18 protein-coding genes are annotated in these 20421 nt (G+C 70.5%); 12 read left to right on the forward strand and 6 right to left on the reverse strand.

Annotation, left to right across the window (positions count from 1 at the left end; translation table 11 throughout):
* Positions 1 to 11: 11 nt before the first annotated feature.
* The 12 genes from uvrC to EES42_RS13205 all read left to right on the forward strand — a co-directional run bounded on the left by uvrC (position 12) and on the right by EES42_RS13205 (position 13198).
* Positions 12 to 2138 carry an excinuclease ABC subunit UvrC gene (gene uvrC / locus EES42_RS13150; RefSeq protein ID WP_124718308.1) on the forward strand — a complete coding sequence of 709 codons (2127 nt, stop codon included), beginning with the start codon at positions 12 to 14 and terminating at the stop codon, positions 2136 to 2138.
* Complete coding sequence (gene rapZ, locus EES42_RS13155; RefSeq protein WP_124718309.1) at positions 2135 to 3124, forward strand: RNase adapter RapZ; 990 nt, start codon at positions 2135 to 2137, stop codon at positions 3122 to 3124. The genes uvrC and rapZ overlap by 4 nt, the downstream gene beginning before the upstream one ends.
* Positions 3121 to 4170 carry a gluconeogenesis factor YvcK family protein gene (gene yvcK, locus EES42_RS13160; protein ID WP_124718310.1) on the forward strand — a complete coding sequence of 350 codons (1050 nt, stop codon included), beginning with the start codon at positions 3121 to 3123 and terminating at the stop codon, positions 4168 to 4170. Before rapZ ends, yvcK begins: the two co-directional genes overlap by 4 nt.
* Positions 4161 to 5150: a DNA-binding protein WhiA gene (whiA, locus tag EES42_RS13165; protein ID WP_124718311.1), complete on the forward strand. Its 990-nt coding sequence runs from the start codon at positions 4161 to 4163 to the stop codon at positions 5148 to 5150. The genes yvcK and whiA overlap by 10 nt, the downstream gene beginning before the upstream one ends.
* Positions 5151 to 5411: 261 nt before the next feature.
* Positions 5412 to 6422, forward strand: a complete 1011-nt coding sequence (gap, locus tag EES42_RS13170; RefSeq protein ID WP_124718312.1) for a type I glyceraldehyde-3-phosphate dehydrogenase — start codon at positions 5412 to 5414, stop codon at positions 6420 to 6422.
* A gap of 108 nt (positions 6423 to 6530) precedes the next feature.
* A complete protein-coding gene (locus tag EES42_RS13175) occupies positions 6531 to 7742 on the forward strand; it encodes a phosphoglycerate kinase (protein ID WP_124718313.1) in 1212 nt (403 codons plus the stop codon).
* Positions 7743 to 7748: 6 nt separating this feature from the next.
* On the forward strand, positions 7749 to 8525 hold the full coding sequence (gene tpiA / locus EES42_RS13180) for a triose-phosphate isomerase (RefSeq protein WP_124718314.1): 777 nt from the start codon (positions 7749 to 7751) through the stop codon (positions 8523 to 8525).
* A 115-nt stretch (positions 8526 to 8640) separates the two neighbouring features.
* Positions 8641 to 8877, forward strand: coding sequence for a preprotein translocase subunit SecG (gene secG / locus EES42_RS13185; RefSeq protein WP_093539669.1), 237 nt, complete (start codon positions 8641 to 8643; stop codon positions 8875 to 8877).
* A gap of 109 nt (positions 8878 to 8986) precedes the next feature.
* Positions 8987 to 9322, forward strand: coding sequence for an RNA polymerase-binding protein RbpA (locus EES42_RS13190; protein ID WP_072483070.1), 336 nt, complete (start codon positions 8987 to 8989; stop codon positions 9320 to 9322).
* Between the two features lie 150 nt (positions 9323 to 9472).
* Positions 9473 to 11125, forward strand: coding sequence for a glucose-6-phosphate isomerase (gene pgi / locus EES42_RS13195; protein WP_124718315.1), 1653 nt, complete (start codon positions 9473 to 9475; stop codon positions 11123 to 11125).
* Positions 11126 to 11129: 4 nt separating this feature from the next.
* On the forward strand, positions 11130 to 11633 hold the full coding sequence (locus EES42_RS13200; protein ID WP_124718316.1) for a PH domain-containing protein: 504 nt from the start codon (positions 11130 to 11132) through the stop codon (positions 11631 to 11633).
* A complete protein-coding gene (locus tag EES42_RS13205; protein ID WP_124718317.1) occupies positions 11630 to 13198 on the forward strand; it encodes a PH domain-containing protein in 1569 nt (522 codons plus the stop codon). Before EES42_RS13200 ends, EES42_RS13205 begins: the two co-directional genes overlap by 4 nt.
* Before the next feature lie 7 nt (positions 13199 to 13205).
* On the opposite strand, the gene EES42_RS13210 is transcribed toward EES42_RS13205, so the two are convergent.
* The 6 genes from EES42_RS13210 to tkt all read right to left on the reverse strand — a co-directional run bounded on the left by EES42_RS13210 (position 13206) and on the right by tkt (position 20237).
* On the reverse strand, positions 13206 to 13568 hold the full coding sequence (locus tag EES42_RS13210) for a VOC family protein (RefSeq protein ID WP_124718318.1): 363 nt from the start codon (positions 13566 to 13568) through the stop codon (positions 13206 to 13208).
* An 86-nt stretch (positions 13569 to 13654) separates the two neighbouring features.
* On the reverse strand, positions 13655 to 14437 hold the full coding sequence (gene pgl, locus EES42_RS13215; RefSeq protein WP_124718319.1) for a 6-phosphogluconolactonase: 783 nt from the start codon (positions 14435 to 14437) through the stop codon (positions 13655 to 13657).
* A complete protein-coding gene (opcA, locus tag EES42_RS13220) occupies positions 14434 to 15447 on the reverse strand; it encodes a glucose-6-phosphate dehydrogenase assembly protein OpcA (RefSeq protein WP_124718320.1) in 1014 nt (337 codons plus the stop codon). The genes pgl and opcA overlap by 4 nt, the downstream gene beginning before the upstream one ends.
* Positions 15444 to 16976 carry a glucose-6-phosphate dehydrogenase gene (zwf, locus tag EES42_RS13225; protein WP_124718321.1) on the reverse strand — a complete coding sequence of 511 codons (1533 nt, stop codon included), beginning with the start codon at positions 16974 to 16976 and terminating at the stop codon, positions 15444 to 15446. The genes opcA and zwf overlap by 4 nt, the downstream gene beginning before the upstream one ends.
* Positions 16977 to 16981: 5 nt before the next feature.
* Entirely contained in the window at positions 16982 to 18100 is a 1119-nt protein-coding gene (tal, locus tag EES42_RS13230) for a transaldolase (protein ID WP_124718322.1), read from the reverse strand.
* Between the two features lie 34 nt (positions 18101 to 18134).
* The gene (gene tkt / locus EES42_RS13235) at positions 18135 to 20237 is read right to left on the reverse strand and encodes a transketolase (RefSeq protein WP_124718323.1); all 2103 of its coding nucleotides are present in this window, start codon (positions 20235 to 20237) and stop codon (positions 18135 to 18137) included.
* Positions 20238 to 20421: the final 184 nt, after the last annotated feature.

A 20421-nucleotide genomic window follows, 5' to 3' on the forward strand; every position in this document is an offset into this window, starting at 1 on the left:
GGGTGGGACACATGGCAGACCCCTCCAGCTACCGCCCCAAGCCGGGACAGATCCCCGACTCCCCGGGGGTCTACAGATTCCGCGACGAACACCGCCGGGTGATCTACGTCGGAAAGGCCAAGAACCTGCGCCAGCGCCTGGCCAATTACTTCCAGGACCTGGCCGCGCTCCACCCGCGTACGCGCACGATGGTCACCACGGCCGCCTCGGTGGAATGGACGGTCGTCTCCACGGAGGTCGAGGCCCTCCAGCTGGAGTACTCCTGGATCAAGGAGTTCGACCCCCGGTTCAACGTCAAGTACCGCGACGACAAGAGCTATCCGTACCTCGCGGTCACGCTGAACGAGGAGTTCCCGCGCGTCCAGGTGATGCGCGGAGCCAAGAAGAAGGGCGTGCGCTACTTCGGCCCGTACGGGCACGCTTGGGCGATCCGCGAGACGGTCGACCTGATGCTCCGGGTCTTCCCGGTGCGCACGTGCTCCGCAGGCGTCTTCAAGAACGCCGCCAGGACCGGCCGCCCCTGCCTCCTCGGCTACATCGGCAAGTGCTCGGCCCCCTGCGTCGGCCGCGTCACCCCCGAGGAACACCGCGAACTGGCCGACGACTTCTGCGACTTCATGGCCGGCCGGACCGGTACGTACATCCGCCGCCTGGAGAAGGACATGATGGCGGCGGCCGAGGAGATGGAGTACGAGCGGGCGGCCCGGCTCCGCGACGACGTGGAGGCCCTCAAGCGGGCCATGGAGAAGAGCGCCGTCGTGCTGGCCGACGCCACCGACGCCGACCTGATCGCGGTCGCCGAGGACGAGCTCGAAGCCGCCGTCCAGATCTTCCACGTGCGCGGCGGCCGGGTGCGCGGCCAGCGCGGCTGGGTCACCGACAAGGTCGAGAACGTCGACACCCCGGGCCTGGTGGAGCACGCCCTCCAGCAACTGTACGGCGAGGAGACGGGCGACTCGGTCCCCAAGGAGGTCCTCGTCCCGGCCCTGCCCGAGGACCCGGACGCGGTCTCCCAGTGGCTCGCCGGCCGCCGGGGCTCCCAGGTCAGCCTGCGCATCCCGCAGCGCGGCGACAAGAAGGACCTGATGGCGACGGTCCAGCGCAACGCCCTGCAGGCCCTCGGGCTGCACAAGACCAAGCGCGCCTCCGACCTGACCACCCGCTCCCGCGCGCTGGAGGAGATCGCCGAGGCGCTCGGCCTGGACACCGCCCCGCTGCGCATCGAGTGCTTCGACATCTCGCACCTCCAGGGCGACGACGTGGTCGCCTCCATGGTCGTCTTCGAGGACGGCCTCGCCCGCAAGAGTGAGTACCGCCGCTTCCAGATCAAGGGCTTCGAGGGCCAGGACGACGTCCGCTCGATGCACGAGGTGATCGGCCGCCGCTTCAAGCGGTACCTCCAGGAGAAGGAACGTACGGGGGAGTGGGAGGAGACCCCCGCCCCGACCGGACCGGTCCCGGCACCGCAGGACGCCGCCACCGCGCCCGCCACCGTTCCCGGCCCGGACGCCATCGTTCCCGGGCTGGGCGCCACCGTTCCCGACCCGGGCGCCATCGCCCCCGGCCCCGGCACCGCTCCCGACCTGGACGCCGAGCCCCGTGAGGACGACGGGCGTCCCAAACGGTTCGCCTATCCGCCGCAGCTCGTCGTGGTCGACGGCGGCCAGCCGCAGGTCGCCGCCGCCAAGCGCGCCCTCGACGAGCTGGGGATCGACGACATCGCCGTCTGCGGTCTCGCCAAGCGCCTCGAAGAGGTCTGGCTGCCCGATGACGACGACCCCGTCGTCCTGCCCCGCTCCAGCGAGGGCCTCTACCTCCTCCAGCGCGTCCGTGACGAGGCCCACCGCTTCGCGATCACGTACCAGCGCGCCAAGAGGGCCAAACGGATCCGCTCCAGCCCCCTGGACGCCGTCGCCGGTCTCGGCGAAACCCGGAAACAGGCGTTGATCAAGCATTTCGGCTCCGTGAAGAAGCTGAAGCAGGCGACAATCGACGAGATCTGCGAGGTTCCGGGGATAGGCCGCAGAACGGCGGAATCAGTGGCTGTCGCCCTCGCGTCGGCCGCGCCGGCCACGCCCGCCGTGAACACGGCGACAGGAGAGATCATTGAAGAGGACGACGGGGGCAGCACGACATGACCGAGCGTGAGAACGAGCAAGAAGTCGGGCGCGGGCAAGAAGCCGGGCACGACGGCACCGACCGAGCAGACGGAGCGGCACAAGTGAGTACGGCCACCACGAACGAGACGGGCGACGGGCCCGCGACCATCCCCGAGCTGGTCATCATCTCGGGGATGTCGGGCGCCGGGCGCAGCACGGCGGCCAAGTGTCTGGAGGACCTCGGCTGGTTCGTCGTCGACAACCTGCCGCCCGCACTGATCCCCACCATGGTGGAGCTCGGCGCCCGCTCGCAGGGCAACGTGGCACGGATCGCCGTCGTCGTCGACGTCCGGGGACGCCGCTTCTTCGACAACCTCCGCGAGTCCCTCGCCGACCTGGAGGCCAAGCACGTCACCCGGCGGATCGTCTTCCTGGAGTCCTCCGACGACGCCCTGGTCCGCCGCTTCGAATCGGTCCGCCGCCCGCACCCGCTCCAGGGCGACGGCCGGATCGTCGACGGCATCGCCGCCGAGCGCGACCTGCTGCGCGAGCTGCGCGGCGACGCCGACCTGGTGATCGACACCTCCAGCCTCAACGTGCACGAACTGCGCGCCAAGATGGACGCCCAGTTCGCCGGCGACGAGGAGCCGGAGCTGCGCGCCACGGTGATGTCGTTCGGCTTCAAGTACGGCCTGCCGGTCGACGCCGACCTGGTCGTCGACTGCCGCTTCCTGCCCAACCCGCACTGGGTCCCCGAGCTGCGCCCGTTCACCGGCCTCAACGAGGAGGTCTCCGCGTACGTCTTCGACCAGCCCGGTGCCAAGGAATTCCTCAACCAGTACACCGAGCTGCTCCAGCTCATCGCCGCCGGGTACCGCCGCGAGGGCAAGCGCTACGTGACCATCGCCGTCGGCTGCACCGGCGGCAAGCACCGCTCGGTCGCCATGTCCGAGAAGCTGGCTGCCCGGCTCGCGACCGAAGGCATCGAGACCGTCCTCGTCCACCGGGACATGGGGCGCGAGTGACCAGCCGCAACCTGCGCCTGCGGCGGCTGCGCAGAGCCACCTCCGCGCTGTCCGGCTCCGGGCTGTCCGGCCGCAAGCGCGGCGCGCAGCCCAAGGTCGTCGCCCTCGGCGGCGGCATGGGGCTGTCCGCGTCGCTCGCGTCGCTCCGCCGGATCACCGGCGATCTCACCGCCGTGGTCACCGTCGCCGACGACGGCGGCTCCAGCGGCCGGCTCCGCGAGGAGCTCGGCGTGCTGCCGCCCGGCGACCTGCGCAAGGCGCTCGCCGCCCTGTGCGGTGACGACGACTGGGGCCAGACCTGGGCCCGGGTGATCCAGCACCGCTTCCAGTCCAAGGGCGATCTGCACGAGCACGCGGTCGGCAATCTGCTGATCGTCGCCCTGTGGGAGCAGCTCGGTGACCATGTCCAGGCGCTCGATCTGGTCGGCAAACTCCTCGGGGCGCACGGCCGGGTGCTCCCCATGTCCGCCGTGCCGCTGGAGCTCCAGGCGCTCGTGCGGGGCCACGACCCGGCCCGCCCGGACGACGTGGACACCGTGCGCGGACAGGCCACCGTGGCGCTCACCCCCGGCGAGGTGCAGTCCGTGCACCTCGTCCCGAACGACCCGCCCGCCGTCCCCGAGGCCGTCGCCGCGGTCCTCGACGCCGACTGGGTGGTGCTCGGCCCGGGGTCCTGGTTCTCCTCCGTGATCCCGCACCTGCTCGTCCCCGAACTGCTCGACGCACTCGTCGAGACCAAGGCCCGCAAGGTCCTCTCGCTCAACCTCGCACCGCAACCCGGTGAAACTGATGGCTTCTCCCCGCAGCGTCATTTGGAGGTTTTGGGACGACACGCCCCTAAACTCGCCCTGGACGTGGTGCTGGCCGACGAAGCCGCTGTGCCCGATCGTGAGTCCCTCGCCGACGCCGCCAAGCGGCTCGGCGCCGCGGTCGAGCTGGCGCCGGTGGCCTCACCCGACGGCGTTCCGATCCATGATCCGGAGCTGTTGGCCGCCGCGTACGACCGTATTTTTCGGATGCATGGAAGGATCGGCCCATGGCGATGACGCCCGCGGTGAAGGACGAAATCTCTCGGCTTCCCGTGACCCGGACCTGCTGCAGGAAGGCAGAAGTCTCGGCGATTCTTCGGTTCGCGGGTGGGCTGCACCTGGTGAGCGGCCGGATTGTGATCGAGGCGGAGCTGGACACCGCGATGGCGGCGCGCCGGCTGAAGCGGGACATTCTCGAAATCTTCGGGCACAGCTCGGAGCTGATCGTGATGGCGCCCGGCGGTCTGCGGCGCAGCTCCCGCTACGTCGTACGGGTGGTGGCGGGCGGCGACCAGCTGGCCCGCCAGACCGGCCTGGTGGACGGCCGCGGCCGCCCCATCCGCGGGCTGCCCCCGCAGGTGGTCTCGGGGGCCACCTGCGACGCCGAGGCGGCCTGGCGCGGGGCGTTCCTCGCGCACGGCTCGCTCACCGAGCCCGGCCGCTCCTCCTCGCTGGAGGTGACCTGCCCGGGTCCGGAGGCGGCGCTCGCGCTGGTCGGCGCGGCCCGCAGGCTCTCCATCGCGGCCAAGGCCCGCGAGGTGCGCGGGGTGGACCGGGTCGTCGTCCGCGACGGCGACGCGATCGGCGCCCTGCTCACCCGGCTGGGCGCCCATGAGTCGGTGCTGGCCTGGGAGGAGCGGCGGATGCGCCGCGAGGTCCGCGCCACGGCCAACCGGCTCGCCAACTTCGACGACGCCAACCTGCGCCGCTCCGCGCGGGCCGCGGTCGCCGCGGGCGCCCGGGTCGGCCGCGCGCTGGAGATCCTGGGCGAGGAGGTGCCCGAGCACCTCGCGGCCGCCGGACGGCTGCGCATGGAACACAAGCAGGCGTCCCTGGAGGAGCTGGGCGCGCTCGCCGACCCGCCGCTGACCAAGGACGCGGTCGCCGGCCGGATCCGCCGGCTGCTGGCGATGGCCGACAAGCGGGCTCAGGACCTGGGCATCCCCGGCACCGAATCCACCCTCAGCGAGGAGCTCGCCGACGGCCTGGTGGGCTGAGCTCCGACGGCCGTCGAATCCGGCCGGATTCCGGACTCGCCGACCCCTTCCGGGTGTTGACGCTCCGTAATCGCCACTGCGTGTACGGCCGGTTATCCGGAGGCCCGTACTCCTACCGAGGAGTACGGGCCTCGGTGCTTCCCACGGCCCCGCTCGATGTCACCCCGGGGCCCTCGGAGAGGTAGGGTCGGAGGCGGTCGGGGACATCTCATACAACTCGCCGGGGTGAAAACCCCGCGTACCTAACGAGGAGATCGGTTCGTGACGATCCGCGTAGGCATCAACGGCTTTGGCCGCATCGGTCGTAACTACTTCCGCGCGCTGCTGGAGCAGGGTGCGGACATCGAGATCGTGGCTGTCAACGACCTGGGTGACACCGCGACCACGGCCCACCTGCTGAAGTACGACACCATTCTGGGTCGTCTCAAGGCAGAGGTCAGCCACACCGCCGACACCATCACCGTCGATGGTCACACGATCAAGGTGCTCTCCGAGCGCAACCCGGCCGACATCCCCTGGGGTGAGCTGGGCGTCGACATCGTCATCGAGTCGACCGGCATCTTCACGAAGAAGGCCGACGCCGAGAAGCACATCGCCGGCGGCGCCAAGAAGGTCCTCATCTCGGCTCCGGCCAAGGGCGAGGACATCACCATCGTGATGGGCGTCAACCAGGACAAGTACGACGCGGCCAACCACCACGTCATCTCCAACGCGTCCTGCACGACCAACTGTGTCGCGCCGATGGCGAAGGTTCTGGACGAGAACTTCGGCATCGTCAAGGGCCTGATGACGACGGTCCACGCGTACACGAACGACCAGCGCATCCTGGACTTCCCGCACTCGGACCTGCGCCGCGCCCGCGCCGCCGCCGAGAACATCATCCCGACCACCACCGGTGCCGCCAAGGCCACCGCGCTGGTGCTCCCGCAGCTGAAGGGCAAGCTGGACGGCATCGCCATGCGCGTCCCGGTCCCGACCGGCTCGGCCACCGACCTGGTCGTCGAGCTCCAGCGCGAGGTCACCAAGGACGAGGTCAACGCCGCGTTCAAGAAGGCCGCCGACGACGGCGACCTCAAGGGCATCCTGTACTACACCGAGGACCCGATCGTGTCGTCGGACATCGTCGGCGACCCGGCGTCCTGCACCTTCGACTCCTCCCTGACCATGGTTCAGGAGGGCAAGTCGGTGAAGATCCTCGGCTGGTACGACAACGAGTGGGGTTACTCCAACCGCCTCGTCGACCTGACCGTCTTCGTCGGCAACCAGCTCTGACCGTCGAACCGGCAGGCACCAAGATGTGAGCACGGGGCTCGAACCGCGCAACGCCGCGCCGTTCGGGCCCCGTCGCATGCTCTCCCGCCCTCCAAGGAGTCCAGCAAGATGAAGACGATCGACGAACTGATCGCCGAAGGGGTCACCGGCAAGCGCGTATTCGTCCGCGCCGACCTCAACGTGCCGCTCAGCGGCACCACCATCACCGACGACGGCCGGATCCGCGCCGTCCAGCCGACCGTGGAGAAGCTCGTCGCGGCCGGCGCGCGGGTCGTCGTCGCCTCGCACCTGGGCCGCCCCAAGGGCGCTCCGGACCCCGCCTTCTCCCTGGCGCCCGCCGCCGCCCGCCTCGGTGAACTCATCGGCGCCGACGTGGCGTTCGCGACCGACACGGTCGGGGAGTCCGCCCGCGCCACGGTCGCCGGGCTCGGTGACGGCCAGGTCGCCGTCCTGGAGAACCTCCGCTTCAACCCCGGCGAGACGTCCAAGGACGACGCCGAGCGCGGCGCGTTCGCCGACCAGCTGGCCGAGCTCGCCGACCTGTACGTGGGGGACGGCTTCGGCGCCGTGCACCGCAAGCACGCCTCGGTCTTCGACCTCCCGGCCCGGCTGCCGCACGCCGCCGGTGACCTGATCGCCACCGAGGTCGGCGTCCTGAAGAAGCTCACCGAGAACGTCGAGCGTCCCTACGCCGTGGTGCTCGGCGGCTCCAAGGTCTCCGACAAGCTCGGCGTCATCGACCACCTCCTGGAGCGCGCCGACCGCATCCTGATCGGCGGCGGCATGGCGTACACCTTCCTCAAGGCCCAGGGCCACGAGGTCGGCAGCTCGCTGCTGCAGGAGGACCAGATCCCGGCGGTGCTGGAGTACCTCAAGCGCGCCGAGGACAAGGGCGTGGAGTTCGTGCTCCCCGTCGACGTCGTGGTCTCCGAGACGTTCCCGGACCTCAAGGCCAAGGCCCCGACCGAGCACCGCACCGTGCCCGCGGACGCCATGCCGGCCGGCTTCATCGGCCTGGACAACGGCCCCGAGACCAACAAGCTGTACGCATCGAAGCTCGCCGACGCGGCCACCGTCTTCTGGAACGGCCCGATGGGCGTCTTCGAGCACCCCGACTACGCCGAGGGAACCCGGGCCGTCGCTCAGGCCCTCGTCGACTCCTCGGGCTTCAGCGTCGTCGGCGGTGGCGACTCCGCCGCGGCCGTCCGCACCCTGGGCTTCGACGAGAACGCATTCGGACACATCTCGACCGGTGGCGGTGCCAGCCTCGAATACCTCGAGGGCAAGACGCTTCCCGGCCTCGCCGCACTGGAGGACTGACCTTTCATGACCACTCGTACCCCGCTGATGGCGGGCAACTGGAAGATGAACCTCAACCACCTTGAGGCCATCGCACACACCCAGAAGCTCGGCTTCGCACTGAGCGACAAGGACTACGACGCCGTGGAGGTCGCCGTCCTGCCGCCCTTCACCGACCTGCGCTCCGTGCAGACCCTGGTCGAGGGCGACAAGCTGAAGATCAAGTACGGCGCCCAGGACATCTCGGCGCACGACTCCGGCGCGTACACCGGTGAGATCTCCGGCCCGATGCTGACCAAGCTGCGCTGCACCTACGTCGCCGTCGGCCACAGCGAGCGCCGTCAGTACCACGGTGAGACCGACGAGATCTGCAACGCCAAGGTGAAGGCCGCGTACAAGCACGGCCTGACCCCGATCCTCTGCATCGGCGAGGGGCTGGACGTCCGCAAGGCCGGTGACCAGGTCTCCTACACCCTCGCGCAGCTCGACGGCGGTCTGAAGGACGTCCCGGCCGAGCAGGCCGAATCCATCGTGATCGCGTACGAGCCGGTCTGGGCCATCGGCACCGGCGAGGTCGCCACCCCCGAGGACGCCCAGGAGGTCTGCGGTGCGATCCGCGGCCGGCTGGCCGAGCTGTACTCGCAGGAGCTGGCCGACGGCGTCCGCATCCAGTACGGCGGCTCGGTGAAGTCCGGCAATGTCGCCGCGATCATGGCGCAGCCCGACGTGGACGGCGCACTGGTCGGCGGCGCCGCGCTGGACGCCGACGAGTTCGTCAAGATCGTCCGCTTCCGCGACCAGTGAGTATGCGGTAGCGCGGATCCGTCGTACCCTTGCGGGGGCCGCGGAGGGTGTAGCCTCCCGGCCCCCGTTTTCAGCACATGCAGTCCAGAGGAATTCCGGAAAGTAGGGACCAGCCGTGATTTTGGCGTTCGAGATCGCCCTGATCGTCTTCAGCCTGCTGCTGATGCTGCTGGTGCTGATGCACAAGGGAAAGGGCGGCGGCCTCTCCGACATGTTCGGTGGCGGCATGCAGTCGTCGGTCGGCGGCTCCTCGGTCGCCGAGCGCAACCTCGACCGGATCACCGTGGTCGTCGGTCTGGCATGGTTCGCGTGCATTGTTGTGCTTGGTCTGCTGATCAAGCTGGACAACTGACCCGTCGTACGCGATTCCCGGTGACGGTGTAACTCCTTTCACTGGACGCGCGTTGGGCCTTACGTAGACTGGGGCATCTTCGAGCACCATCACGCAGGGAGTTACGACCGTGGCAAGTGGCAACGCGATCCGGGGAAGCCGGGTCGGAGCGGGGCCGATGGGGGAGGCCGAGCGCGGCGAGTCCGCGCCGCGTCTCCGCATCTCCTTCTGGTGCTCGAACGGGCACGAGACGCAGCCGAGCTTCGCCAGTGACGCGCAGGTACCGGAGACCTGGGACTGCCCGCGCTGCGGCTTCCCGGCCGGCCAGGACCGGGACAGCCCGCCGGACCCGCCGCGCACCGAGCCGTACAAGACGCACCTCGCGTACGTACGCGAGCGGCGCAGCGACGCGGACGGCGAGGCCATTCTCGCCGAGGCGCTGGCGAAACTCCGGGGAGAAATCTAGAAGTTCACCGGCCGGGCACCCACAGGGTGTCCGGCCGGACTGCTTTTGCGTGCCGCCCCTCTCCATTGCCGCGTCGGCCCTTCTGATCAATTAGGTTGGAGGTGCAGCGGGGCATCTGCAGGCACGAGAAGAATTGGGCTGATATCCGGGATGAACACACGAAGCCGAACCAGGCTCAACCAGACGCCCGAGTGGACCGCTCTGGGCAAGCACCGCGAGCAGTTCGGGACGACCCATCTGCGGCAGCTCTTCGCGGACGATCCGGAGCGCGGCACCGGATACACCCTCCGGGTCGGCGATCTGTACGTCGACTACTCCAAGCACCTGGTCACCGACGAGACGCTGCGGCTGCTGCGTGAGCTCGCCGCGGCCACCGGGGTGGCCGGGCTGCGGGACGCGATGTTCCGCGGCGAGAAGATCAACACCACCGAGGACCGCGCCGTTCTGCACACCGCGCTGCGTGCCCCGCGCGACGCGGTGATCGAGGTCGACGGCGAGAACGTGGTGCCGGGCGTGCACGCCGTGCTCGACCGGATGGCGGCGTTCTCCGACCGCGTCAGGTCGGGGGAGTGGACCGGCCACACCGGCAGGCGCATCAAGAACGTCGTCAACATCGGCATCGGCGGCTCCGACCTCGGCCCCGCCATGGCGTACGAGGTGCTGCGCTCCTTCACGGACCGCGACCTCACCGTCCGCTTCGTGTCGAACGTAGACGGCGCCGACCTCCACGAGGCGGTGCGCGATCTCGACCCGGCCGAGACGCTCTTCGTCGTCGCGTCGAAGACCTTCACCACGATCGAGACGATCACCAACGCCACCTCCGCGCGCAACTGGCTGCTGACCGGTCTGAAGGCCGGTCAGGAGGCGGTCGCCAAGCACTTCGTGGCGCTGTCCACGAATGCCGGGAAGGTCGCGGACTTCGGCATCGACACCGCCAACATGTTCGAGTTCTGGGACTGGGTCGGCGGCCGCTACTCCTACGACTCGGCCATCGGCCTCTCGCTGATGATCGCCATCGGCCCGGACCGGTTCCGCGAGATGCTCGACGGCTTCCACCTCGTCGACGAGCACTTCCGCACCGCCCCCGCCGAGGACAACGTCCCGATGCTGATGGGGCTGTTGGGTGTCTGGTACGGCGCGTTCTTCGACGCCCAGTCGCACGCGGTGCTCCCGTACAGCCACTATCTGTCCAAGTTCACCGCGTACTTGCAGCAGCTGGACATGGAGTCCAACGGCAAGTCCGTGGACCGGGAGGGCAATCCGGTCGACTGGCAGACCGGACCGGTCGTCTGGGGCACCCCCGGCACCAACGGACAGCACGCCTACTACCAGCTGATCCACCAGGGCACCAAGATCATCCCGGCCGACTTCATCGGCTTCGCCGAGCCGGTCGCCGACCTGCTGCCCGGCCTGGTCGCCCAGCACGATCTGCTGATGGCCAACTTCTTCGCCCAGACCCAGGCGCTGGCCTTCGGCAAGACGCCGGACGAGGTCCGGGCCGAGGGCGTCGCCGAGGAGCTGGTGCCGCACAAGACCTTCCGGGGCAACCACCCGACGACGACGATCCTCGCGGACCGGCTGACCCCGTCCGTCCTCGGCCAGCTGATCGCGCTGTACGAGCACAAGGTCTTCGTCCAGGGCGCCGTCTGGAACATCGACTCCTTCGACCAGTGGGGCGTCGAGCTGGGCAAGGTCCTCGCCAAGAAGATCGAGCCGGTGCTCACCGACGGCGAGGGGGCCGAGCAGCTGGACAGCTCGACCGCCGCGCTGGTGCGGGCCTACCGCTCCCGCCGGGGGCGCTGAGCCGATGACCACGGGGGAGGGGACGGTACGGCTGCGGCCGCCGAACAACACGCTGGACCCGAGGGCCGTCGGGTGGTGGCGGGCCCAGTGGCTGCTGCTGACCGCCGCCCCCGTGGTCGTCCTGGCCGTGCTGGGCGCGCTCATCGAGCCCGCCCGGTTCTGGCTGCTGCTGCCCGCCGCGATCCTCGCGGTCCTGGGCATCGGCTGTGCCGTCCTCCTCCCCGCGTGGTGGTTCCGCACCCACCGCTGGGAGGTCACCGACGAAGCGGTGTACGTCAGGACCGGGGTCTTCCGGCAGGAGTGGCGGATCGCCCCGATGTCCCGGATCCAGACCGTGGACACCGTGCGCGGACCGCTCGAACAGCTCTACCGGCTCGCCACGGTCACCGTGACCACCGCGTCGGCCAAGGGCGCGGTACGGATCGAGGGCCTCGACCACGAAACGGCGGCCGGGCTCGCCGAACGGCTGACCCGGATCACCCAGGACACCCCCGGGGACGCCACATGAGCCCCGAGGCGGCCGTCTCCCCCTCCCCGGACACCGGGGGCGGCCACGGCCCCGCCACGGCCACCGCCGTCGACTGGCGGCGGCTGGACCGGCGCACGGTCCTCGTCAGCGCGCTCGTCACGGCCGGGGTGGCGGCCGGCGCCGCCGTCCCCACCACGCTCGGCCTCTCCGGACGCTTCGGCTTCGGGGCCGCCGTCGCCTGGGTCCTGGCCGGCGCGGCCCTGCTGATCGGCTCCGCAGCCGTCGGCGACCACGTACGGTGGCGCCGCACCCGCTACCGCATCGGCGCCGAACGGGTCGAGCTCCACACCGGGCTGCTCCTGGTCAAGAAGCGCTCACTGGCCCGGGAACGCATCCGCAGCGTCGACCTCACCGCCCACCTGCTGCAACGGGCACTCGGCCTGGTCACCGTCCGCATCGGCACCGGCGAGCACTCCGGCAACGACTCCACTCTGGAACTCGACCCGGTCACCGTGGCCGAGGGCGAACGGCTCCGCCGCGAACTGCTGGAGCGTACGGCCACCGGAACCCCGGGCATCCACCGCGAGGGCGAGCTCGTCGCCCTCGACCCGCGCTGGATCCGCTACGCACCGGTCTCCTTCGTCGCCCCCGCGCTCGGCGGCGCGGCTGCCGGCGCGGTGATGCAGGTCAGCGACTGGTTCGGGGCACAGGGGCGGGTCATCGAGTGGGTCGGCGAGCGCTTCCGGGACACCTCACTGACCGCCATGATCGTGATCCTCGCCGTCGCCGCGGTGGCCGCCGGGGTCGTCGGCGCGCTCGGCCTGTGGGTCGAGATGTGGTGGAACTACCGGCTGGAGCGCGAACCGGGCGGCACCCTGCGCATCCGGCGCGGACTGCTGACCTCCCGGTCCGTCTCCATCGAGGAACGGCGACTGCGCGGGGTCGACCTCGTCGAACCGCTCGGCATCCGGACCTTCGGCGCCGCCCGGGTCGACGCGATCACCACCGGACTCGCCAAGGACGACGAGGAACAGCACGGCGACCACAACACCCTGCTGCCCGCCGCGCCCCGGCCCGTGGCCGACGCGGTGGCCGCCGACGTGCTGCGCGAGACGGTGTCCCCGACCGGCGCCCCGCTGACCGGGCACCCGCTCGCGGCCCGCGGCCGCAGGCTGCGCCGGGCGTACTGGGCCGTCCTGGTCCCGGTGGCGGTGCTGGCCCTCCTGGGCGCGCTGCTGACCCCCGTACTGCTCTGGACCGCGCTCGGCTGCGCCGTCGTGGGGCTGCCGGCCGGGGTGTTCCTGGCCAGGGACGCGTACCGCGGCCTGGGGCACACCGTCAGCGGCGACTACCTGGTGGTGCGGTCGGGCACGGTCCGGCGCTCGACCGCCGCGCTGGAGCGGGCCGGAGTCATCGGCTGGACGGTCGGCCAGACGTACTTCCAGCGACGGGCCGGGGTGCTGAGCGTCACCGCGACGACGGCCGCCGGAGCGGGCGCGTACACGGCGTACGACACGGATGCGAGCGAGGGCCTCGCCTTCGCCGCGGAGGCCGTGCCAGGCCTGCTGGAACCCTTCCTGGAGCGCGTCCCGCCCGCCGGGTGAGCCCCGGTCAGCCGTGCGTGGTGTCGATGACGCAGAACCGGTTGCCCTCGGGGTCCGCCAGCACCACGAAGTCCGGGTCGTCCGGGTACAGGTCCCAGTCCACCCGCGCCGCGCCGAGCGCGATCAACCGGTCCACCTCGGCGTCCTGCTCCTCGGTGTACAGATCGAGGTGGACCCGGGGGACCTCCTGCACGGGCGTACCGCTGAGGCCCAGCGCCAGGCCGACGCCGGGCCCCTCGGCCGGGACCAGCACCACCCAGTCGTCGTCCGTCGCCGGGTCACGCTCCACGTAGCCGAGCGCCGCCTTCCAGAACGCCGCCGCACGCCGTACGTCCGACGCGCCCAACACCACGGTTCCGATACGCGCCATGGCCCGAGTCTCGCACGCCTCCACGCGACGGGCCCGGCCGCTCCGAGGAGCGAACCGGGCCCGTGTGCCACCGTGCTGACGACCCCTCAGGGGGAGGCCGGCGGATACAGCGCGCGCGGCAGCCGGGAGGCCGCCGCCGCGTCCAGCAGCCACAGGGTGCGGCCGCGGCCGTACGCACCGGCCGCCGGGGCCTGGATCTCCCCGGCACCCGAGAGCGCGATCTCCGCGGCCTCCGCCTTGTCCTCACCGGCGGCGAGCAGCCACACCTCGCGCGCCGCCCGGATCGCGGGCAGCGTGAGCGAGACGCGGGTGGGCGGCGGCTTGGGAGCGCCGTGCACACCGACGACGGTGCGCTCGGTCTCCCGTACCGCGGGCAGCTCCGGGAAGAGCGACGCGACATGGGTGTCCGGGCCGACGCCCAGCATCAGCACGTCGAAGGTCGGCACCGGGCCGTGGTCCTCGGGACCGGCCGCGGCGGCCAGTTCCTCGGCGTACGCGGCGGCCGCCGCGTCGGCGTCGTTGCCCCAGGGGCCGTCCGAGGCGGGCATCGCGTGCACCCGGGACGGGTCCAGCTCCACCGAGTCCAGCAGGGCCTCGCGGGCCTGCGTGACATTGCGCTCCGGATCGCCCTCGGGCAGGAACCGCTCGTCGCCCCACCACAGATCGAGCCGCGACCAGTCGATCGCGTCCCGGGCGGGCGCGGCGGCGAGCGCGGCCAGCAGGCCGTTGCCGTTGCGCCCGCCGGTGAGGACCACCGAGGCGTAGCCGCGTGCGGCCTGGGCGTCCACGATCCTCGTGATCAGCCGGGCCGCCGCGGCCTGCGCCATCAGCTCCTTGTCGCGGTGCACGACAAGCTGCGGAGCACTCACTTCGACGCCGCCTTCTTGGCCGCGGTCTTCTTCGCGGCGGCCGGGGCGGTGTCCGCCGCGGGCTCGGCCGGCTTCGGTCGCGCATGTCCGGCGAGCTTCGCCACGCCGAACTTCACCGTCGCCGCGTAGGTGTTGTCCGGGTCCAGCCGGCGCAGCTCCTCGGCGAGCAGCTCGGCGGTGTCCCGCCGCTTGAGCGCCACCGCGCGGTCCGGCTGGCCCTGCATCGAGAGCGTGGCCAGCGAACCGTCGGGACGGTCCAGGACGATGACGCCGTTCTTGGTCTCCATCCGCACGGCCGTCAGACCGGGACCGGCGGAGACGGTGCGCTCCACCGGCACCTTGAGCCGGTCCGCGAGCCACATGGCGAGCAGCTCGCAACTCGGGTTCTCCGACTCGCCCTCGACCGTCGCCGAGACGACCTGGGCGGACTGCTGGTCGAGCGAGGCCGCCAGCATCGAGCGCCACGGCGTGATGCGGGTCCACGCCAGGTCGGTGTCGCCCGGGGTGTACGAGTCGGCGCGGACCGCCAGCTCCTCGCCCGGGTGCTCCGCCGAGTACGCGTCCGTGATCCGGCGCTGGGCGAGCGCGCCCAGCGGGTCCTTCGCCGGGTCGGCGGGGGCGTCCTCGGGCCACCAGACCACGACCGGGGCGTCCGGCAGCAGCAGCGGCAGGACCACCGACTGGGCATGGTTGACCAGCTCGCCGTGGAGACGCAGGACGACCGTCTCGCCGGTGCCCGCGTCGGAACCGACCCGCACCTCGGCGTCGAGCCGGGCGTCCCGGCGGCTGCGCGGCGAGCGGCTGACCCGCTTGATCACCGCGATGATCCGCGAGGGGTGCTCGCGCGAGGCGTCACCGGCCGACTTGAGCGCGTCGTACGCGTTCTCCTCGTCGGTGACGATGACCAGGGTGAGCACCATGCCGATGGCCGGGGTGCCGATGGCCCGGCGGGCCGAGACCAGCGCCTGGTTGATCTTGCTGGAAGTGGTCTCCGTGAGATCGATCTTCATGGCCGGCGCCAGCTCCGTCCGTCTCGTGCGAGCATCTCGTCGGCCTCGGCAGGACCCCAGGTGCCCGCCGGGTACTGCGCGGGCTTGCCGTGCTTGTCCCAGTACTCCTCGATCGGGTCGAGGATGTTCCAGGACAGCTCGACCTCCTGGTGCCGGGGGAAGAGGTTGGCGTCGCCGAGCAGCACATCGAGGATGAGCCGCTCGTAGGCCTCCGGGCTGGACTCCGTGAAGGACTCGCCGTAGGCGAAGTCCATCGTGACGTCCCGGACCTCCATCGAGGTGCCGGGCACCTTGGAGCCGAACCGCACGGTCACGCCCTCGTCCGGCTGCACCCGGATGACCAGGGCGTTGCCGCCCAGCTCCTCGGTGGCACCGGACTCGAAGGGCAGGTACGGGGCCCGCTTGAAGACGACCGCGATCTCCGTGACCCGGCGGCCGAGCCGCTTTCCGGTACGGAGGTAGAACGGCACGCCCGCCCAGCGGCGGTTGTTGATCGTCAGCTTGATCGCGGCGTAGGTGTCGGTCTTCGACTTGGGGTCGATGCCGTCCTCTTCGAGGTAGCCGGGGACCTCCTCGCCACCCTGCCACGCGTGCGCGTACTGGGCGCGGACCGTGTGCTTGCCCAGGTCCTCCGGCAGCTCCACCGCCGTGAGCACCTTGAGCTTCTCGGCGACCAGGGCCTTCGGGTGGAAGGAGCCGGGCTCCTCCATCGCGGTCAGCGCCAGCAGCTGGAGCAGGTGGTTCTGGATGACGTCGCGGGCGGCGCCGATGCCGTCGTAGTAGCCGGCCCGGCCGCCGATGCCGATGTCCTCGGCCATCGTGATCTGGACGTGGTCGACGTACGACCTGTTCCAGATCGGCTCGAACATCGTGTTGGCGAACCGCAGCGCCAGGATGTTCTGGACCGTCTCCTTGCCCAGGTAGTGGTCGATCCGGAAGACCTCGTTGGGCGGGAAGACGTCGTGCACGATCTGGTTGAGCTCCTGAGCGCTCTTCAGGTCGTGGCCGAAGGGCTTCTCGATGACGGCACGCCGCCAGGAGCCCTCCTTCTGGTCCGCCAGGCCGTGCTTCTTGAGCTGCTGGACGACCTTGGGGAAGAACTTCGGCGGCACGGACAGGTAGAAGGCGAAGTTGCCGCCCGTGCCCTGCGCCTTGTCCAGCTCCTGGATCGTGGTCTTCAGCTGCTCGAAGGCCTCGTCGTCGTCGAAGTTGCCCTGGACGAAGCGCATCCCCTGGATGAGCTGCTGCCAGACCTCTTCGCGGAACGGTGTACGGGCGTGCTGCTTGACGGCGTCGTGGACCTCCTGTGCGAAGTCCTCGTCCTGCCACTCGCGGCGCGCGAATCCGATGAGGGAGAAGCCCGGCGGCAACAGGCCGCGATTGGCCAGGTCGTACACGGCGGGCATCAGCTTTTTGCGGGACAAATCACCCGTGACCCCGAAGATCACCAGACCCGACGGCCCCGCGATGCGCGGGAGCCGTCGGTCCTGGGGGTCACGAAGCGGGTTGGCTCCGGGAACACCAGACAAGGTGGTCAGCCCTCCGAAGGGGCGAGGCGCTTGAGCTCCGCCTCGGTCGAGTTGAGCAGGTCGATCCAGGAGGCCTCGAACTTCTCGACGCCCTCGTCCTCCAGGAGCTGGACGACGTCGTTGTAGGAGATCCCGAGCTTCGCCACGGCGTCGAGATCGGCGCGGGCCTGCTCGTAGGTGCCGGCGATCGTGTTGCCGGTGACCTCCCCGTGGTCCGCCGTGGCGTCCAGGGTGGCCTCGGGCATGGTGTTCACCGTGCCGGGGGCGACCAGGTCGACGACGTACAGGGTGTCCTTGTACGCGGGGTCCTTGACACCGGTCGAGGCCCACAGCGGACGCTGCTTGTTGGCCTGCGCCCTGTCCAGGGCGGCCCAGCGCTCCGAGGAGAAGACCTCCTCGTACGCCTGGTAGGCGAGCCGGGCGTTGGCGAGCGCCGCCTTGCCCTTGAGGGCCTTGGCCTCGTCGGTACCGACGGTGTCGAGGCGCTTGTCGATCTCGGTGTCCACGCGGGACACGAAGAACGAGGCCACCGAGTGGATCAGGGAGAGGTCCAGGCCCGCGGCCTTCGCCTTCTCCAGGCCCGCCAGGTAGGCGTCCATGACCTCGCGGTAGCGCTCCAGCGAGAAGATCAGCGTGACGTTGACGCTGATGCCCTTGCCGATGACCTCGGTGATCGCCGGGAGACCGGCCTTCGTCGCCGGGATCTTGATGAGCGTGTTGGGCCGGTCCACCAGCCAGGCCAGCTGCTTGGCCTCGGCGACGGTGGCCGCGGTGTGGTGGGCCAGGCGCGGGTCGACCTCGATGGAGACCCGGCCGTCCTGGCCGTCCGTGGCGTCGAAGACCGGACGCAGGATGTCCGCCGCGTCCCGTACGTCGGCCGTCGTGATCATGCGGATGGCCTCGTCGACGGTGACCTTGCGGGTGGCGAGGTCGGTGAGCTGCTGCTCGTACCCGTCGCCCGAGGAGATCGCCTTCTGGAAGATCGACGGGTTGGTGGTGACGCCCACGACGTGCTGCTGGTCGATCAGCTCGGCGAGATTGCCCGAGGTGATCCGCTTGCGCGACAGGTCATCGAGCCAGATCGCCACGCCCTCGTCGGAGAGGCGCTTGAGTGCGTCTGTCATGAGAATTGCATCTCCTACTAGTCGTATATCGGCGTCAGCGCGTGGCTGCGGCGAGAGATTCCCGCGCGGCGGCGGCGACGTGCTCGCCGGTGAAGCCGAACTCGCGGAAGAGGACCTTGGCGTCGGCCGAGGCACCGAAGTGCTCCAGCGAGACGATCCGGCCGGCGTCACCCACGTAGCGGTACCAGGTCAGACCGATGCCGGCCTCGACCGCGACGCGCGCCTTCACGGACGGCGGCAGAACGCTGTCCTTGTACGCCTGGTCCTGCTCCTCGAACCACTCGACCGACGGCATCGAGACCACCCGGGTCGGAATGCCGGCCGCCTGGAGCTCCTCGCGCGCCTCGACGGCGAGGTGCACCTCGGAGCCGGTGCCGATCAGCAGCACCTGCGGCTCCGCGCTCTGCCCGTCGGGCGTCTCGGCCTCGAAGAGCACATAGCCGCCCTTGGCCGCGTCCTCGTTCGCCTCGTACGTCGGAACGCCCTGGCGGGTCAGCGCCAGACCGTGCGGGGCGCCCTTGCCGAACACCTTGGTGTAGCGGCGCAGGATCTCGCGCCAGGCGATGGAGGTCTCGTTGGCGTCGGCCGGGCGGACGATGTTCAGGCCCGGGATGGCGCGCAGCGAGGCCAGGTGCTCCACCGGCTGGTGGGTCGGGCCGTCCTCGCCGAGACCGATCGAGTCGTGCGTCCACACGTAGGTCACCGGCAGGTGCATCAGCGCGGACAGGCGCACGGCGTTGCGCATGTAGTCGGAGAACACCAGGAAGGTGCCGCCGTAGATGCGGGTGTTGCCGTGCAGCGCGATGCCGTTCATGGCGGCGGCCATGGCGTGCTCGCGGATGCCGAAGTGGATCGTGCGGCCGTACGGGTCCGCGCCCGGCAGCGGGTTGCCGGCCGGGAGGAACGACGACGTCTTGTCGATCGTGGTGTTGTTCGAGCCGGCGAGGTCGGCGGAGCCGCCCCACAGCTCGGGGATGATCTCGCCGAGCGCCTGGAGCACCTTGCCGGAGGCGGCACGGGTGGCGACACCCTTGCCCGGCTCGAAGACCGGAAGCCTGTCCTCCCAGCCCGCGGGCAGCTCACCGGCGGAGATCCGGTCGAACTCGGCGGCGCGCTCCGGGTTGGCGGTGCGCCAGGCGGCGAAGGACTTCTCCCACTCGCCCTTGGCCTCGCGGCCGCGGTCCAGCGCCTCACGGGTGTGGGCGATGACCTCGTCGGAGACCTCGAAGGTCTTCTCCGGGTCGAAGCCGAGCACCCGCTTCGTGGCCGCGACCTCCTCGTCGCCGAGCGCCGAGCCGTGCGAGGCCTCGGTGTTCTGGGCGTGCGGCGCGGGCCAGGCGATGATCGAGCGGGCCGCGATGAACGACGGGCGCTCGGTCTCGGCCTTGGCCGCCTGGAGCGCCGCGAACAGACCCGCCGGGTCCAGGTCGCCGCTGGGCAGCTGCTCGACGCGCTGGACGTGCCAGCCGTACGCCTCGTACCGCTTCAGGGTGTCCTCGGAGACCGCGGTCTCCGTGTCGCCCTCGATGGAGATGTGGTTGTCGTCCCACAGCAGGACCAGGTTGCCGAGCTTCTGGTGCCCGGCCAGCGAGGACGCCTCCGCGGAGATGCCCTCCTGGAGGCAGCCGTCGCCCGCGACGACCCAGACCATGTGGTCGAAGGGGGAGGTGCCGGGGGCCGCGTCCGGGTCGAACAGGCCGCGCTCGTACCGGGAGGCCATCGCCATGCCCACGGCGTTGGCGACACCCTGGCCCAGCGGGCCGGTGGTCGTCTCGACGCCGGTGGTGTGGCCGTACTCCGGGTGACCGGGGGTCTTGGAGCCCCAGGTGCGGAAGGCCTTGAGGTCATCGAGCTCCAGGCCGTACCCGGCCAGGTAGAGCTGGATGTAGAGGGTCAGGCTGGTGTGACCGGCCGACAGCACGAACCGGTCGCGCCCGGCCCAGTCCGCGTCGGCGGGGTCGTGGCGCATCACCTTCTGGAAGAGGGTGTACGCGGCGGGAGCGAGGCTCATGGCCGTACCAGGGTGGCCGTTTCCGACCTTCTGTACGGCGTCCGCTGCGAGGACACGGACAGTGTCCACGGCCCGCTGGTCCAATTCGGTCCACTGGAGATCTGTGGTGGTCGGCTTGGTGCTCACCCTGAGTCAGGGCTCCTCTCCACTGTTGTAAACCGGTGACTGTGACCGCACCGGGCGTTGTCGAGCCTACCCCCGTCGGAACAAGCATTTTCCGGCTGCTTTCCAGGGTGCAGGCGGCCCGCGGAGTTCGCCTCCCGTATGAGCGGGACGGCTCACTTCTGCGCCACTCCGATGAGCGCTTCTC

Source organism: Streptomyces sp. ADI95-17, assembly GCF_003846175.1.
Lineage (GTDB): Bacteria > Actinomycetota > Actinomycetes > Streptomycetales > Streptomycetaceae > Streptomyces > Streptomyces sanglieri.

Excerpts from the sequence above, each read along its gene's own strand:
- uvrC (WP_124718308.1), top strand. The coding sequence starts at position 12 with ATGGCAGACCCCTCCAGCTACCGCCCCAAGCCGGGACAGATCCCCGAC.
- rapZ (WP_124718309.1), top strand. The coding sequence starts at position 2,135 with ATGACCGAGCGTGAGAACGAGCAAGAAGTCGGGCGCGGGCAAGAAGCC.
- whiA (WP_124718311.1), top strand. The coding sequence starts at position 4,161 with ATGGCGATGACGCCCGCGGTGAAGGACGAAATCTCTCGGCTTCCCGTG.
- EES42_RS13175 (WP_124718313.1), top strand. The coding sequence starts at position 6,531 with ATGAAGACGATCGACGAACTGATCGCCGAAGGGGTCACCGGCAAGCGC.
- tpiA (WP_124718314.1), top strand. The coding sequence starts at position 7,749 with ATGACCACTCGTACCCCGCTGATGGCGGGCAACTGGAAGATGAACCTC.
- pgi (WP_124718315.1), top strand. The coding sequence starts at position 9,473 with ATGAACACACGAAGCCGAACCAGGCTCAACCAGACGCCCGAGTGGACC.
- EES42_RS13200 (WP_124718316.1), top strand. The coding sequence starts at position 11,130 with ATGACCACGGGGGAGGGGACGGTACGGCTGCGGCCGCCGAACAACACG.
- EES42_RS13205 (WP_124718317.1), top strand. The coding sequence starts at position 11,630 with ATGAGCCCCGAGGCGGCCGTCTCCCCCTCCCCGGACACCGGGGGCGGC.
- EES42_RS13210 (WP_124718318.1), bottom strand. The coding sequence starts at position 13,568 with ATGGCGCGTATCGGAACCGTGGTGTTGGGCGCGTCGGACGTACGGCGT.
- opcA (WP_124718320.1), bottom strand. The coding sequence starts at position 15,447 with ATGAAGATCGATCTCACGGAGACCACTTCCAGCAAGATCAACCAGGCG.
- tal (WP_124718322.1), bottom strand. The coding sequence starts at position 18,100 with ATGACAGACGCACTCAAGCGCCTCTCCGACGAGGGCGTGGCGATCTGG.